This window comes from Streptomyces herbicida (assembly GCF_032656585.1).
Taxonomy (GTDB): Bacteria; Actinomycetota; Actinomycetes; order Streptomycetales; family Streptomycetaceae; genus Streptomyces; species Streptomyces herbicida.
In genome coordinates, this window is the sequence record NZ_JAUYWJ010000044.1 from 1 (window position 1) to 13,788 (window position 13,788).

Sequence of the window (13,788 nt, forward strand, 5' to 3'; positions counted from 1 at the left end):
GCGCGGCGACCGGGGCGAGCCTCCTGGTGGTGGGACATCACCTTGCCGAGCGGCGGATCGGCCCGCGCACCGGGCCCACCACCCACGCGGCCATCCAGCACGTCTACTGCCCCGTGGCCGTCGTGCCGCACGCATGACGGACCCCGGAGCCCCGTCCGTAGCGACCGGTCGCCGGTCCCGCACGGCCGACGGCGCCGGGCGGGACCCGCGACGGGACCGAGGGCCGGCTCACGCCTCGACGGGACCGGCCAGCTGGACGATGTCGTCGGCGGCCACGTCGTGCAGCCGGATGGCGAGGTCCTCCAGTGCGCGGCTGGCGGCCAGTTCGTCCCCTATCTCCGGCACCGGCCGGTCGACCGGATTCCGCCGCGCCACGCCCCGCCCGGTGACGGTCGACGTGTCGCGGGTGGTCAGCACGGCACGTGCCTGTGTGTCGTCGCCTTCCTCGGTGATGTAGATCTGCACGGTCCACTGCTTCGCTTCCACCGTGATCACCTCCGTGCGCCGATCCCCCCGTTGTCGCCCCTACTCTCCAGGCTGCGCCCCGCCGGGCCGACGGTCCAGAGCGGACCGGTCCGGGAGTTCCAGCGTCAGCGCCCCGTCGGCCGCCACGGCGATGGACACACCCTTGCTGATCCGCTCCAGCGTCTCGCGCAGCCAGTCGCGGTCCTCGTCGGAAGCCGGCTCCAGCCGCATCCGACGGGCCTGCAGCGGCACCATGCGCAGGCCGGTGAAGCGACCGGTGGCCGCCTCGACCGAGACCAGGAACGCCAGCCGGAGGTCGTCGCGGTACGACTCGTAACCCGTGATGCCTTCGTAGTCGTCGACGAAGTCGCCGCAGCCGTGCAGCACGAGCCGCTCGTGGTACACCTCGACGGGACGGGGATGGTGCGAGGAGTGACCGTGGATCACGTCCGCACCGCCGTCGATCAGGGCGTGCGCGAAGCGGACCTGCCGCTCGGGGACGCGGTAGCCCCAGTTCGAGCCCCAGTGCACGGAGACGACGACGATGTCCCCCGGGCGCCTGACCCGGCGTACCTGCTCCACGACCCCGTCCGCCTCGGCCCGCGTGAGCGCGGGGACGTACGCGACGCCCGACCGGTCCGGCCCCGCTGCCCAGTCGGACGGGATGCCGCTGCACGACGCGCCGAGTGCGAACACCAGCACACGAGCGCCGCGGCCCACGGGGACCGCCACCGGCGCGCGCGCCTCCTGCGCGTCCCGTCCGGCGCCCGCCGTACGCAGTCCCGCGCGGGACAGGGCGTCGAGGGTCTCGGCCAGCCCCGCCCGCCCGAAGTCCAGCACATGGTTGTTGGCCAGGACGCAGACATCGGGCCGGGCCACCAGCAGCGCGGGCAGGTTCGCCGGGCTCATGCGGTAGTGGACCCCCTTGCCCGGAACGAACGCGTCGCTGCGGGTGACGGACGTCTCCAGGTTCACGATCCGGACGTCCGGGGACTCCGCCTCCAGCACCCCGAGCGCCTCACCCCACGGCCAGGCCGGGACGACGGGGGCCGGGATCGGGCCGTTCACGGCCTCCGCGCTCCGGACATAGCCGAGGGCGTCGCCGACATATCCCTCCTGCAGGGCCGGATCGCCCGGGTGCGGGAGGATCTGGTCCACACCGCGCCCCAGCATCACGTCGCCGCACAGGAACAGCGTCACCGTGCCGCCGTTCATGTCTCCACGGTAGGACGACCGTGCCTACCCTGGAGGCGTGGCCCGGTCCAATGACGAGGTCGCCGCGCTGCTCCAGGAGTACGCCGACCTGATCTCGATCACCGGCGGAGACGCGTTCAAGGCACGCGTCTACGAGAAGGCTGCCCGCGCGATCGGCGGCCACCACGCCGACGTCCGCAACCTCGACGTCAAGGGCCTGCGGGAGATACCCGGCGTCGGCAAGTCGATCGCCGAGAAGGTCGTCGAGTACTTCCGCACCGGCAGCATCTCCGCCGTGGACGAGCTGCGTGCGCGGATCCCGGCCGGAGTGCGGCAGTTGACCGCCATTGCCACCCTCGGGCCGAGAAAGGCGCTCCTGCTCTACGAGGAGCTGGGCATCTCGTCGGTCGACGAGCTCACCGAGGCCATTCACGCCGAGCGGCTGCGCGATCTCAAGGGCTTCGGACCGAGAACCGAGGAGAACATCCTCCACGGCATAGAGCTGCTGCACTCCACCGGGGACCGTGTCCTGCTCGATGTCGCCATGGACCTCGCCGAGGAGATCACCGGCGCGCTGTCCGGGGTGACCGGCTGTCGGCGCTGCGCCTACGCCGGCTCACTGCGTCGCGTCCGCGAGACCATCGGTGACATCGACATCCTCGCCACGGCCAAGGACTCGGCGCCGCTCATGCGGGCGTTCACCGAGCTGCCGTACGTCACCGAGGTCATCGCGCACGGCGGGACCAAGACGTCGATCCGCACCACCAAGGGCCTCGCCGTCGATCTGCGCGTCGTCCCGCCGGACTCCTGGGGCGCCGCGCTGCAGTACTTCACCGGCTCCAGGGCGCACAACATCCGTACCCGGGAACTGGCCGTGCACCAGGGCCTGAAGCTCTCCGAGTACGGGCTCTTCGACGCCGAGAGCGGGGAGAAGATCGTCTCCGAGACGGAGGAGGACGTCTACGCCCGGCTCGGCCTGCCCTGGATCCCGCCGACGCTGCGCGAGGACCGTGGGGAGATCGAGGCCGGGCTGCGCGGTGAACTGCCCGACCTGGTGAGCGAGGCGGACATCCGGGGCGACCTCCACACGCACACCGACCTCACCGACGGTCTCGCCCCGCTGGAGGAGATGGTCGAGGCGGCCGCCGAGCGCGGCTACGCCTACTACGCGATCACCGATCACGGACCCAACCTGTACATGCAGCGCATGACCGACGAGCGGATGCTGGCGCAGCGCGAACGCGTACGGGAGCTCGACGGCTACGGCGCGCGGGGGCGGCGGGGCGGGATGCGGCTGCTGCACGGTGTGGAGCTGAACATCGACCCCGACGGCGGGGTGGACTGGCCGGAGGAATTCCTGGCGGGCTTCGATCTGTGCGTGGCCTCGGTGCATTCGCACTTCAACCAGGGACGTGAGGCGATGACCCACCGGATCGTACGGGCCTGCGAGAACCCGTACGTCAACATCATCGGCCACCCCACCACCCGTATCGTCGGCAAACGGCCGGGCGTCGACGCCGACCTCGACGAGGTCTTCGCCGCCTGTGCGCGCACCGGCACCGCCCTGGAGATCAACGCCCACCCCCACCGGCTCGACCTGCGGGACGAGGACATCCTGCGGGCCCGGCGGTACGGGGTGAAGTTCGCCGTGGACAGCGACGCCCACGCCGCCCTCCACCTGGCGAACATGCGCTACGGGGTGGGCACGGCACAGCGCGGCTGGCTCACCACGGACGACGTGATCAACACCTGGCCCCGGACACGGCTCAAGCGCTTCCTGAGCAAGGGGCGGGCCAAGCAGCGGGCGGTGGCCTGACCCGGCCGGGGACGAGCGGGTCAGCGACCGTGCGGTGCCCTGTTCAGCCGAGGCACACCACGAGGAGACACAGCTCGGAGGGCGAGGTCGCCGCCGGTGAGGGGCTCGTCTGCGAAGTGCTGGAACCGGTGCCACTGCCCTTCGCGGGTGTCGGCGTGGACGGCTGCCGAGCCGTCGAGCCGGAACCGCCGGTGGCCGCTGGGCCGGTGGCCGGAGAGACGGCTCGCGTCTTCGGAGCCGATGTCGTCGCCGGCCGAGGCGTGGTGGCCGCCTCCGGACGCGTGATCGTCGGCGAGGTGGGGGCCGGGGCGGAGGCGGACTGCTGCCGCGGGGCGTTGGCGTTGAGCGGCTGTGCGGGCGGTGTGGGGTGCGCGGACCGGTGCCTGCCGGGCGGCGGCGTCGACGCGGGGCGGGTCTGCTCCACGCTCGGTTCCTCGGCGGAATCCGTCCGGGTGTTCTCCGGTGCCGTGGCCGCCTGCGCCCGGTCGGCGGAGTGCCGGTCCAGGGAGGCGACGGTCAGGCCGCCGCCGACGATCGCGACGGCCGTGGCGACGGCGGCGCGGCGCTTGTTCTTCTTCCACCGGGCCAGTTGGCGACGCCGTGCGGCCCGGCCCTGCGGCGCGATGGGTGCCTTCTCGGCCGTGTCGGCCGCGATCTCGTCCGCAGGGGCCGCAGCGGCTGCCGTGTCACCGGGACCGAAGTCCGGCCGGCCGTGGGAGGCGGCCGGGTTCTCCCACGACGGCATGGCGGGCCGCACGGTCGAGGGCGGGGCTATGTCCGGCGCATAGGCGCCGCATCCGGGACACACCAGGGCGCCGTTGAGATGCCGACGACACGAGGAGCAGTAGTCCATCTGGTCTTCCTGGTTTGGCTGCGCCGTCGGCCCGCTCGGCCGCGACCTGGTCGTGTTCGCACGTGGAAATCGAGCGGTCGCAACGCTAGCGAGGCATTCGAGAGGCTGTGTGCAGCCTGTGTGACGCTCCTGCGCAGATGTGACCCGGGGCGCGTGTGTGCCGGGTGGGGCCGGGGCATCCTGTCCCGGCCCCGTCCGGTTTACGGGTAGTTGGTCAGGTTGGCCACGTTGGTCGTGGAGTTTTGCCGGTGATGTCGAGGCACTTGCCCGCGAGACCGTGTGATCGTGCCGGTGGCGGCCTGCGCCGGGGAGGCGGTGAGGAGCCCGGCGGAAAGGGTGAGCGCGGCTACGGCGAGAGACGCGGAGACAGCCGGCAGGGGAAGTGGTCCGGCCATGGCGGGGGCGGCCTTGCGTGGGGGTGGAGGCGCCCGGGGATGCGTTCAGTGGCCATGACAACTGGTTAGGATCTTGAAGGTCGAAGCTTTGAAGAGGGGGTCCGGAGTTGAACGGAATCGTGGCAGCGGTCAGCAGCAACGGTGAGTACTCGTTCACAAAGCCGAACCGCGAGAGCATCACCTTGCTCGCCGGGCTCGGTGTGGAAGGAGATGTGCACGCCGGGGTGACCGTCAAGCACCGCTCGCGCGTGGCGGTCGATCCCACACAGCCGAACCTGCGCCAGGTCCACCTCATTCACGAGGAACTCTTCGACGAGGTCGGTGCGGCGGGTTTCCGGGTGGCGCCCGGTGAGCTGGGGGAGAACGTCACCACCCGTGGCATCGACCTGTTGAGCCTGCCGGTGGGCACGCTGCTGTGCATCGGTGCGGAGGCGGTGGTCGAGTTGACCGGTCTGCGCAACCCGTGCGTGCAGATCGACAACTTCCGGCAGGGGCTGCTGAAGCAGGTCGTCGGCCGCGACGACGCCGGCAACGTCGTGCGCAAGGCCGGAGTCATGAGCATCGTGAAACAGGGCGGCGTGGTGCGCCCGGGCGACATGATCGAGGCGAGGTTGCCGGACGAACCGCATCGGCCGCTGGACCGCGTCTGAACGCCGGGCGGGGTCGTGGTCGAGCGACTCTTCGACGAGGTCGGTGCGGAGGCGGTGGTCGAGTTGACCGGCCTGCGCAACCCGTGCGCGCAGATCGACAACCTCCGGCAGGGGCTGCTGAGACAGGTCGTCGCGCATCGGTCACTGGACCGCGTCCGAGCCACGGGGCGGGGGCCCGGAACCGGGCCCCCGAATCCTTCGCCTACTCGGCAGCCATCGCCTCGCGCATCGCCTTGGCGGTGGTCGCCGGGTCGTAGTTCTCCGGGACGCCCGGGACGAGGACGATGTCGCCCTCGATGTGGCGGGAGCGCAGTGGCGCGATCTCCTGGTACGCGGGTGAGTCCCACCACGCCTGCGCCTCGGCCATACCGGGGAAGGTGATCACCACCACGTGCCCCGGCCAGCTGCCCTCCTTCACCTCGTGCTGCGAGGCGTGCACGAGGAAGCGGCCGCCGTACGGCTCGAAGGTCGCGGTGATCCGCTCGATGTACTCGGCGATCTCCGGGTGCGGGGTGGCTTCCTGCAGGTGGGCTATCGCGTAGGCGGGCATGGTGTCCTTCCGCTCGGTCGGTCGGGCTCCGTACACCGAAGATCGTGTCATGGTGTGGCTCGGGGGGCGATTACATGGCAGGTAATCGCCATCACCCCGGTGCCGAACCGCCTGTCGCCACTCCGTCGGTGGGTGAGAGGTGTCCTTACGGCCGACCGGTTCCCGGGACGTCCACTGGAACGCTGAGCACCTGGCCGCTGCCTGCCGCCACCAGCTCCGTCTCGGTCATGCCCTGCCAGCGGGCCGCCGTGATGAACAGCGTCCGCCCGTCCGGACCGCCCAGCACGCAGGCGAACGCTCCCCGGTCCAGCGGCAGCGTCTGCAGGACCGTGCCGCCCTCCGCGACGCGCACGCACCGCCGGTGGGGGACGTCCGCGTACCAGACCGCGTTCTGCACGTCGACGCAGATGCCGTCCGGAGTGCCTTCGCCGAGGTCGGCCCAGGTCCGTCGCCGCGACAGCGCGCCGCCCTCGCCGACGTCGAAGGCCACCAGGCTGTGGCGGTAGGAGTCCGCGACGATCAGCGTGGAGCCGTCGGCGGTCAGCGCCATCCCGTTGGGGAACGCGAAGTCGTCGGCCACTTGGCGCACCGAGCCGTCCGGTGTGGCCAGGTGGACGGAACCGGGTCGGAACTCCTCTCCGGTCATCGGGTTGAAGCCGGCACGGTTGACGTAGGCGTTGCCGCGGCCGTCCGCCACGATGTCGTTCCAGCCGGGCATGCCGAGATCGGCGTGGGTGACCAGGCTGCCGTCGGGTTCCCGGCGCAGAAGCAGTCCGTCCGGGGACGAGACGATCAACAGTGCGCCGTCCGGGAGCCAGGACGTGCACAGCGGCAGGGAGCCCACCCGTGCGACGACCTCGCTGTGACCGGTGAGATCGACCGCGACCACCTCGCCCGCGGACCAGTCGGAGAAGTACAGCCGCTCGCCGTGCCAGCGTGGCGACTCGACCAGACCCCGGCCGGTGATCAGCGTCGATACCTCGGTCATTCCTCTCACAGCCCTTCGCCCGAGCCGGTCCGGTGCCGGCCTCTCACTGTCCGTACGAACGGCGGGCGGCCGGATCGACAGCGAGAGCGGTCACCGGATCGACCATCAGTCTGCGGCCGTGCAGGGCTGCGCGTCGCGGCGGAACAGGGCCGTCCAGAGGAAGGGTTCACCGAAGCGTGGGGAGTCGGAGGGCTCGTCGCGCATACGGCGCAGCTCGACCGCCATCAGATCGGAGAAGATCCAGCGCAGGGACTCCGGTGTGTAGGCGAGGCCGCCCTGCAGGCTGGAGCGGCGGTACAGCTCGGTGTCGGACAGCTCGGACCCCATGGCACCGGCCGCGAAGCAGGTGAGGGCGAACAGGCCGCCGGGTGCGAGGAGCCGGTCCACAAGGGCGAGATAGCTGATGCGGCGGTGCGGCGGCAGGTGGTGGAAGCAACCCGAGTCGTAGATCAGCTCGTACGGGCCGTCGAGCTCGGCGCCCGTCGATGCGAAGGCGTCGCCGCAGTGGAACCGGACGTCGGCACCCGTCTCGCGGGCACGGTCACGGGCCCAGGCGATGGCCGCCGGGGAGAGGTCGACCGCGTCCACCTCGAAGCCCCGCGAGGCGAGATGCAGCGCGTTACGGCCCGGGCCGCACCCCAGGTCCAGGGCGCGGCCCGTGCTGATCAGGCCGCGGTCCAGGTACGAGACCAGGTTCTCGTCCGGCTTCGTCACGAAGAACGGCACCGGCTTGCTCCGGTCCGCGTAGAAGCCGTCCCACCAGGAGGCCGCCCGGGCGGTCCAGCGGTCGGCCTCCGACGCGAACAGGCCGTCCAGGAGTCTGAGTACGTCCTCCACGGTGCGGATGTCCCGGTTCATTCGATCCCCTTTCCGATGCCGGGATCGTAGGGCCGGACGGCGCAAATGCCCAGATCAGACGGCTTGTTCGGACCGTGTGACCGGCCGCGTGACGCTCAGCGGAGGGCACGGCGGCGGTCACCCCCAGGGCGGCCCGTGAAAGCCGCCCGTGCCCCCGCCGGGGCCCGGCACGGGGCCGTTCCGGGCCGCGGCCGGGCCTCCGTTTCGGAGAGGCGCATCCCGATCCTTGACCGCCGCACGGCGCTCCACGATGCTGTGTTGCGACACGTGAGATGTGTGCCGTAATGAGCAACATCCCGACTCGTAACAGCCGAGGAGTGGCCATGACCCACCAGGTTCGTGCCGTTGTCGCGCGGGGCAAGGGCGCCCCTGTCAGCCTGGAGACGATCGTCGTGCCCGACCCGGGTCCCGGCGAGGCGCTGGTCAAGGTCGAGGCCTGCGGCGTCTGCCACACGGATCTGCACTACCGCGAGGGCGGCATCAACGACGACTTCCCCTTTCTTCTGGGGCACGAGGCGGCCGGTGTCGTGGAGTCCGTGGGCGAAGGGGTCACGGAGGTGGCGCCCGGTGACTTCGTGATCCTGAACTGGCGAGCGGTGTGCGGCCAGTGCCGGGCCTGTCTGCGCGGCCGGCCGTGGTACTGCTTCAACACGCACAACGCCAAGCAGAAGATGACGCTGACCGACGGCACGGAACTCTCGCCCGCCCTGGGTATCGGTGCCTTCGCCGAGAAGACTCTGGTCGCGGCCGGGCAGTGCACCAAGGTGGACCGGGCCGCGTCCGCTGCCGCCGCTGGGCTGCTGGGCTGCGGCGTGATGGCGGGCATCGGCGCCGCGATCAACACCGGCAACGTCGGACGCGGTGACAGCGTGGCCGTCATCGGGTGCGGAGGCGTCGGGGACGCCGCAATCGCCGGGGCGCGGCTCGCCGGGGCGGCGAGGATCATCGCGGTGGACATCGACGACCGCAAGCTGGAAACCGCCAGGAAGCTGGGCGCGACCCACACGGTCAACTCCAAGGAGACCGACCCGGTCGAGGCGGTCCGGGAACTGACCGGCGGCTTCGGCGCGGACGTGGTGATCGAAGCGGTGGGGCGGCCTCAGACGTACCGGCAGGCCTTCTACGCCCGCGACTTGGCCGGCACCGTCGTGCTCGTCGGCGTGCCCACCCCGGAGATGAAGCTGGAACTGCCCTTGCTGGACGTCTTCGGCCGGGGCGGGTCGCTGAAGTCGTCCTGGTACGGCGACTGCCTGCCCTCCCGGGACTTCCCGATGCTCATCGACCTCCATCTGCAGGGCCGCCTCGACCTCGACGCGTTCGTGACGGAGACCATCGCCCTGGACGAGGTCGAGAAGGCCTTCGAGCGCATGCACCACGGCGACGTCCTGCGCTCGGTGGTGGTCTTCTGATGGCCGCCGCGCGCATCGAACGCCTCGTCACCTCGGGGACGTTCGCACTGGACGGCGGCACCTGGGACGTCGACAACAACGTGTGGATCGTGGGCGACGACAGCGAGGCGGTCGTCATCGACGCCGCCCATGACGCGGACGCCATCGTCCAGGCCCTCGGCGGGCGTGCCCTGCGCGCGATCCTGTGCACCCACGCCCACAACGACCACATCGACGCCGCACCCGATCTGGCCGCCCGCACCGGCGCCCCGATCCTGCTGCACGCCGACGATCTGCCGTTGTGGAAGCAGACCCACCCCGACCGGGCGCCGGACGGTGAACTGACCGACGGGCAGACCGTCACGGTCGCGGGGGCACGGCTGACCGTGCTGCACACCCCTGGTCACGCTCCCGGAGCCGTGTGTCTGTACGCGTCGGAGCTCGCGGCGCTCTTCAGCGGAGACACGCTCTTCGCGGGCGGGCCGGGTGCGACGGGGCGGTCGTACAGCGACTTCCCCACCATCATCGACTCGATCAGGGAGCGCCTTCTCGCGCTGCCGCACGAGACCGTCGTGCACACGGGCCACGGGGACACCACCACCATCGGCGCCGAGGCGCCGCATCTCCAGGAGTGGATCGACCGCGGCTTCTGACCGCCCGCCGACGGCCTCGCCCCGATGACGGTGTCCGACGGCACCACGGCCTGCGGCGGGGCCGCCGCACCCCCTGTGCGGTGCCCGTTCCGCCTGCTCAGCCTCGTTGTCCGGGGTGCTTCGGCATGCCCGGAAACAGGCCCTCGCAACCGCCTCAACCCGGGCCTTGGACGCCTTGACAAGGGTTCAGCACGGCCCGCAGACTGGCGTTGCGCTAATCGCAATCCGTTTCGCTATACGCACCGAGGTGTCATGATGATTCCCGCGTGCCGACTCGCGGATCTACCGCGAGGCGAGGCCCACCGGCTCGACATCGACCCGCCGGTCTCGGTGTTCCACACCGATGACGGCGAGCTCTTCGCCATCGACGACACCTGCACCCACCAGGACGCCTCGCTCGCCGACGGCTGGCTGGAGGGCTGTGAGGTGGAATGCCCGCTGCACGCCTCGAAGTTCGACCTGAGGACCGGTGCCGTCGATGCCCCGCCGGCCAAGCTCCCGGTCCGCACCCACGAGGTCGTCGTCGAGGACGGCATGATCTATGTGCGGGTGTCCACGGAGGCTCCCAATCTGCCGCCCTGCGTCGCCTCCCGCCTGGCCGGAGGCCCCGCGTGAGGACCGTCGCCGTGGTGGGCGCCTCGCTGGCCGGTCTGTCGGCCGCGCGCTCGCTGCGGAAGCGAGGGTACGACGGACGGCTCGTCGTCATCGGCGACGAGCCGCACCGCCCGTACGACAGGCCGCCCCTGTCCAAGGAGTTCCTTACCGGCGCCATCGGCGAAGCGGAACTGGCGCTGGAGCGGGACGACGAGGACCTGGCGGCCGAGTGGGTGCTCGGTACCCGCGCCACCGGGCTCGACCGCACCGAGCGGGCGATCCGGCTCACCGACGGCAGGGAGATCCGGGCCGACGGCGTGGTCCTCGCGACCGGTGCCGCCGCGCGCACGCTCCCCGGTTCCGCAGGCCTCGCGGGCGTGCACGTCCTGCGCACCCTGGACGACGCCCGCGCCCTGCGGGACGAACTGGCCCGGGGCGGACGCCTGGTGGTGATCGGCGGCGGCTTCATCGGCGCCGAGGTCGCCTCCACCGCGTACGCGCTCGGACTCGACGTCACGGTCGTCGAGGCGGCGCCGACGCCGCTGGCCGGGCCGCTCGGCGAGCTCATGGGCGGCATCGTCTCCGCCCTCCACGCCGACCACGGCGTACGGCTGCTGTGCGGTGTCGGGGTCAAGGGCCTGAGCGGGGAGAGGCGCGTCGACGCCGTGCTGCTCGAGGACGGCCGCAGCGTGCCCGCCGACACGGTCGTCGTCGGGGTGGGCGCGCGCCCCTGTGTCGACTGGCTGGAGGGCTCCGGCGTCGAGCTCGACAACGGAGTGAAGTGCGGGGCCGACGGCCGCACCAGCCTGGCCGGTGTGGTCGCCGTGGGCGACTGCGCCAACTGGTACGACCCGTACACCGGCGCCCACCGTCGCGTGGAGCACTGGACCGGCGCGCTGGAACGCCCCGATGCCGCCGTGGCCACGCTGCTCGCGTACGGCGCGACCGAACCGGGCGTGCCCCGGCCGCCGTACTTCTGGTCCGACCAGTACGGCGTGAAGATCCAGTTCGTCGGCCACGCCGCCGGTGCCGACAGCGTGACGGTCGAGGACGGCGCCACCGACGACCGCAGTTTCCTGGCCGTCTACCGGCGCGCCGGCCGGCCGGTCGCCGCACTCGGGATGAACCAGCCCCGGCTGTTCACCCGCTGGCGCAAGCAGCTCAGTGCCGCCGCGCCCTGACCACACACAACGCTCGATACCCAACGCCGTCCGAAGTCGCTCTTCCCGGCGGGTGAATGACCGATCCACGACGTTTCCCGAGGAGTGCAGCGTGACCTCGACAAACCTGCCGGACAGCCTGATCGCCACCCTCCCCGGCTCCTCGTACACCGATCCGGGCATCTTCGCCCAGGAGCAGGAGCGCATCTTCGAGACGATGTGGTTCTGCGTCGCGCGTGCCTCCGATCTGCCGAAGCCCGGCGCCTTCCGCACCGTCGACGTGGGCCGCGAGAGCATCCTCGTCACTCGGTCCCGGGACCACTCGATCCGCGCCTACTTCAATGTGTGCCGGCACCGCGGAGCCAAGCTCTGCACGGAGGAGACCGGCGAGGTCAAGCGCGCCTTCCAGTGCCCGTACCACGCCTGGACCTACGACCTCGACGGCAAGCTCGTCGCGGCGCCCAACCTCACCAAGATGCCCGACGTCGGCCGCACCGAGTACGGCCTGGTGGGTGTGGCCGTCCGCGAATGGCTCGGCTACGTCTGGGTCTGTCTGGCGGAGAACCCGCCCTCCTTCGAGGAGGACGTCATCGGCGAGGTCGTCGCCCGCCTCGGCGACGTGGAGCCGATCGAGCACTACGACATCGACAACCTCGCGGTGGGCAAGCGGATCGTCTACGACGTCAGGGCGAACTGGAAGCTCATCATCGAGAACTTCATGGAGTGCTACCACTGCGCCACGATCCACCCCGAACTGACCGAGGTGCTCCCGGAGTTCGCCGACGGCTACGCCGCCCAGTACTACGTGGGCCACGGCGCCGAGTTCGGTGCGGAGATCCAGGGCTTCACGGTCGACGGCTCCGCGGGCCTGGACCGCATCCCCGGCGTGTCCGACGACCAGGACCGCCGCTACTACGCGATCACCATCAAGCCGCAGGTCTTCATCAACCTCGTGCCCGACCATGTGATCTTCCACCGGATGTACCCGGTGGCCGTCGACCGCACGATCGTCGAGTGCGACTGGCTCTATCTGCCCGGAGTGGTGGAGAGCGGCAAGGACGTCAGCCGCTCCGTGGAGCTCTTCGACCGGGTCAACCGCCAGGACTTCGACGCCTGCGAGCGCACCCAGCCCGGTATGAGCTCACGGCTGTACGCCAAGGGCGGTGTCCTCGTGCCCAGCGAGCACCACATCGGTGCCTTCCACGACTGGGTGCACGAGCGCCTCGGCACGCGTCAGCCGGAGTGACGCGAGGGCGTGCGCCCGCGGCCTGCGCTCCGGCCCCCAGGTCCGGAGCAGGTGCGGGCCGCTCAGCCCAGGTAGCCCATCCGGTGGCTGATCTCCTCCGCGCCCTTGAGGAGCACCGGAGCGAGCTCGTGCATGCGCTGCTCGGTGAACCGGTACGAGGGCCCGGAGGCGCTGATCGCGGCGATCACCGCGCCGTCCCGGTCACGCACCGGTGCGGCCATGGCGTGCAGCCCGATCTCCAGCTCCTCGAGCGTCCAGGCGTAGCCCCGCTCCCGCGCCTCGGCGAGGTTCTTCTCGAGCTTCGCCTTGGCCGTCAGGGTGTGGGGGGTCATCTTCTTCAGGCCCGACTCCGACAGCAGCGCGGCGCGCTCCTGGGCCGGCAGGTGGGCGAGCAGGATCTTGCCGCTCGACGTGGCGTGCAGCGGGGTCAGCTCACCGACCCAGTTGTGCGCGGCGACCGCCGCCGGACCGCGTACCTGGTAGAGGTTGATCGCGTAGTGCTCCTGCATCACGGCGATGTTCACCGTCTCGCCGAGCTCCTCGGCGAGCCGCTCGCAGACCGGGCGGCCCTGCTGTGTGATGTCGAGGCGTCCCGTGACGGCACCGGCCAGGCGTACGATGCCGAAGCCGAGCCGGTACTTGCCGCGCTCGCCCGCCTGCTCCACCAGACCGCGCGCCTCCAGGGCGCCGAGCAGCCGGAACGCGGTGGACTTGTGAACCTCGATCTCGGCGGCCACTTCACTGACCCCCGCCTCGCCGCGCTGGGCCAGGATCTCGAGGACGCTGATGGCACGGTCGACGGACTGCACCCCGCCGGCCTGCGAACCGTTCGTTTCGGTATCCGGACTGTAGTTGCTCATAGCGAAACTATACGCGTAGTAAACAACGTTCCTGCAAGTAACTGTGAGGAAACACGGAGCCTGCAAGTTGCGTTGTTCGCAACCTGGTGCGTATAGCGATACCCGTATTAGCATGCCT

At 70.9% G+C, this 13,788-nt stretch carries 14 protein-coding genes; 7 read left to right on the top strand and 7 right to left on the bottom strand.

What is annotated here, in order from left to right; genetic code table 11:
* Window positions 1–228: 228 nt before the first annotated feature.
* Both Q8A52_RS46830 and Q8A52_RS46835 read right to left on the bottom strand, forming a co-directional pair.
* Window positions 229–495, bottom strand: a complete 267-nt coding sequence (locus Q8A52_RS46830; protein WP_316764463.1) for a DUF1876 domain-containing protein — start codon at window positions 493–495, stop codon at window positions 229–231.
* Window positions 496–525: 30 nt separating this feature from the next.
* The gene (locus tag Q8A52_RS46835; protein WP_316764466.1) at window positions 526–1,680 is read right to left on the bottom strand and encodes a CapA family protein; all 1,155 of its coding nucleotides are present in this window, start codon (window positions 1,678–1,680) and stop codon (window positions 526–528) included.
* A 37-nt stretch (window positions 1,681–1,717) separates the two neighbouring features.
* Between Q8A52_RS46835 and polX the strand changes: the two genes are divergently transcribed.
* A complete protein-coding gene (gene polX, locus Q8A52_RS46840; RefSeq protein ID WP_316764469.1) occupies window positions 1,718–3,475 on the top strand; it encodes a DNA polymerase/3'-5' exonuclease PolX in 1,758 nt (585 codons plus the stop codon).
* Window positions 3,476–3,518: 43 nt separating this feature from the next.
* Here polX and Q8A52_RS46845 read toward each other — a convergent pair whose 3' ends face one another.
* Complete coding sequence (locus Q8A52_RS46845) at window positions 3,519–4,328, bottom strand: SCO2400 family protein (protein WP_316764472.1); 810 nt, start codon at window positions 4,326–4,328, stop codon at window positions 3,519–3,521.
* Window positions 4,329–4,830: 502 nt separating this feature from the next.
* On the opposite strand from Q8A52_RS46845, the gene Q8A52_RS46850 reads away from it, so the two are divergent.
* Entirely contained in the window at window positions 4,831–5,373 is a 543-nt protein-coding gene (locus Q8A52_RS46850; RefSeq protein ID WP_408649385.1) for an MOSC domain-containing protein, read from the top strand.
* A 202-nt stretch (window positions 5,374–5,575) separates the two neighbouring features.
* On the opposite strand, the gene Q8A52_RS46860 is transcribed toward Q8A52_RS46850, so the two are convergent.
* The 3 genes from Q8A52_RS46860 to Q8A52_RS46870 all read right to left on the bottom strand — a co-directional run bounded on the left by Q8A52_RS46860 (window position 5,576) and on the right by Q8A52_RS46870 (window position 7,769).
* Window positions 5,576–5,923 carry a DUF1330 domain-containing protein gene (locus Q8A52_RS46860; RefSeq protein WP_316764474.1) on the bottom strand — a complete coding sequence of 116 codons (348 nt, stop codon included), beginning with the start codon at window positions 5,921–5,923 and terminating at the stop codon, window positions 5,576–5,578.
* 145 nt (window positions 5,924–6,068) lie between these two features.
* Window positions 6,069–6,911, bottom strand: a complete 843-nt coding sequence (locus Q8A52_RS46865) for an SMP-30/gluconolactonase/LRE family protein (RefSeq protein ID WP_316764477.1) — start codon at window positions 6,909–6,911, stop codon at window positions 6,069–6,071.
* A 105-nt stretch (window positions 6,912–7,016) separates the two neighbouring features.
* Window positions 7,017–7,769 carry a class I SAM-dependent methyltransferase gene (locus Q8A52_RS46870; RefSeq protein WP_316764479.1) on the bottom strand — a complete coding sequence of 251 codons (753 nt, stop codon included), beginning with the start codon at window positions 7,767–7,769 and terminating at the stop codon, window positions 7,017–7,019.
* 323 nt (window positions 7,770–8,092) lie between these two features.
* On the opposite strand from Q8A52_RS46870, the gene Q8A52_RS46875 reads away from it, so the two are divergent.
* From Q8A52_RS46875 to Q8A52_RS46895, 5 genes are all read left to right on the top strand, one after another.
* Window positions 8,093–9,178 (top strand): S-(hydroxymethyl)mycothiol dehydrogenase, encoded by a 1,086-nt coding sequence (locus tag Q8A52_RS46875; RefSeq protein WP_316764482.1) that lies wholly within the window; start codon window positions 8,093–8,095, stop codon window positions 9,176–9,178.
* The gene (locus Q8A52_RS46880; RefSeq protein ID WP_316764485.1) at window positions 9,178–9,810 is read left to right on the top strand and encodes an MBL fold metallo-hydrolase; all 633 of its coding nucleotides are present in this window, start codon (window positions 9,178–9,180) and stop codon (window positions 9,808–9,810) included. The genes Q8A52_RS46875 and Q8A52_RS46880 overlap by 1 nt, the downstream gene beginning before the upstream one ends.
* Before the next feature lie 252 nt (window positions 9,811–10,062).
* Entirely contained in the window at window positions 10,063–10,425 is a 363-nt protein-coding gene (locus Q8A52_RS46885) for a bifunctional 3-phenylpropionate/cinnamic acid dioxygenase ferredoxin subunit (RefSeq protein WP_316764487.1), read from the top strand.
* Window positions 10,422–11,585, top strand: a complete 1,164-nt coding sequence (locus tag Q8A52_RS46890) for an NAD(P)/FAD-dependent oxidoreductase (protein WP_316764489.1) — start codon at window positions 10,422–10,424, stop codon at window positions 11,583–11,585. The genes Q8A52_RS46885 and Q8A52_RS46890 overlap by 4 nt, the downstream gene beginning before the upstream one ends.
* 91 nt (window positions 11,586–11,676) lie before the next feature.
* Window positions 11,677–12,810 (top strand): aromatic ring-hydroxylating oxygenase subunit alpha, encoded by a 1,134-nt coding sequence (locus tag Q8A52_RS46895; RefSeq protein WP_316764492.1) that lies wholly within the window; start codon window positions 11,677–11,679, stop codon window positions 12,808–12,810.
* Between the two features lie 62 nt (window positions 12,811–12,872).
* Here the strand turns inward: Q8A52_RS46895 and Q8A52_RS46900 are convergent, their stop codons facing one another.
* Window positions 12,873–13,670: an IclR family transcriptional regulator gene (locus tag Q8A52_RS46900; RefSeq protein ID WP_316764494.1), complete on the bottom strand. Its 798-nt coding sequence runs from the start codon at window positions 13,668–13,670 to the stop codon at window positions 12,873–12,875.
* Window positions 13,671–13,788 lie beyond the last annotated feature (118 nt).

Excerpts from the sequence above, each read along its gene's own strand:
- Q8A52_RS46835 (WP_316764466.1), bottom strand. The coding sequence starts at position 1,680 with ATGAACGGCGGCACGGTGACGCTGTTCCTGTGCGGCGACGTGATGCTG.
- Q8A52_RS46845 (WP_316764472.1), bottom strand. The coding sequence starts at position 4,328 with ATGGACTACTGCTCCTCGTGTCGTCGGCATCTCAACGGCGCCCTGGTG.
- Q8A52_RS46860 (WP_316764474.1), bottom strand. The coding sequence starts at position 5,923 with ATGCCCGCCTACGCGATAGCCCACCTGCAGGAAGCCACCCCGCACCCG.
- Q8A52_RS46865 (WP_316764477.1), bottom strand. The coding sequence starts at position 6,911 with ATGACCGAGGTATCGACGCTGATCACCGGCCGGGGTCTGGTCGAGTCG.
- Q8A52_RS46870 (WP_316764479.1), bottom strand. The coding sequence starts at position 7,769 with ATGAACCGGGACATCCGCACCGTGGAGGACGTACTCAGACTCCTGGAC.
- Q8A52_RS46875 (WP_316764482.1), top strand. The coding sequence starts at position 8,093 with ATGACCCACCAGGTTCGTGCCGTTGTCGCGCGGGGCAAGGGCGCCCCT.
- Q8A52_RS46880 (WP_316764485.1), top strand. The coding sequence starts at position 9,178 with ATGGCCGCCGCGCGCATCGAACGCCTCGTCACCTCGGGGACGTTCGCA.
- Q8A52_RS46885 (WP_316764487.1), top strand. The coding sequence starts at position 10,063 with ATGATGATTCCCGCGTGCCGACTCGCGGATCTACCGCGAGGCGAGGCC.
- Q8A52_RS46900 (WP_316764494.1), bottom strand. The coding sequence starts at position 13,670 with ATGAGCAACTACAGTCCGGATACCGAAACGAACGGTTCGCAGGCCGGC.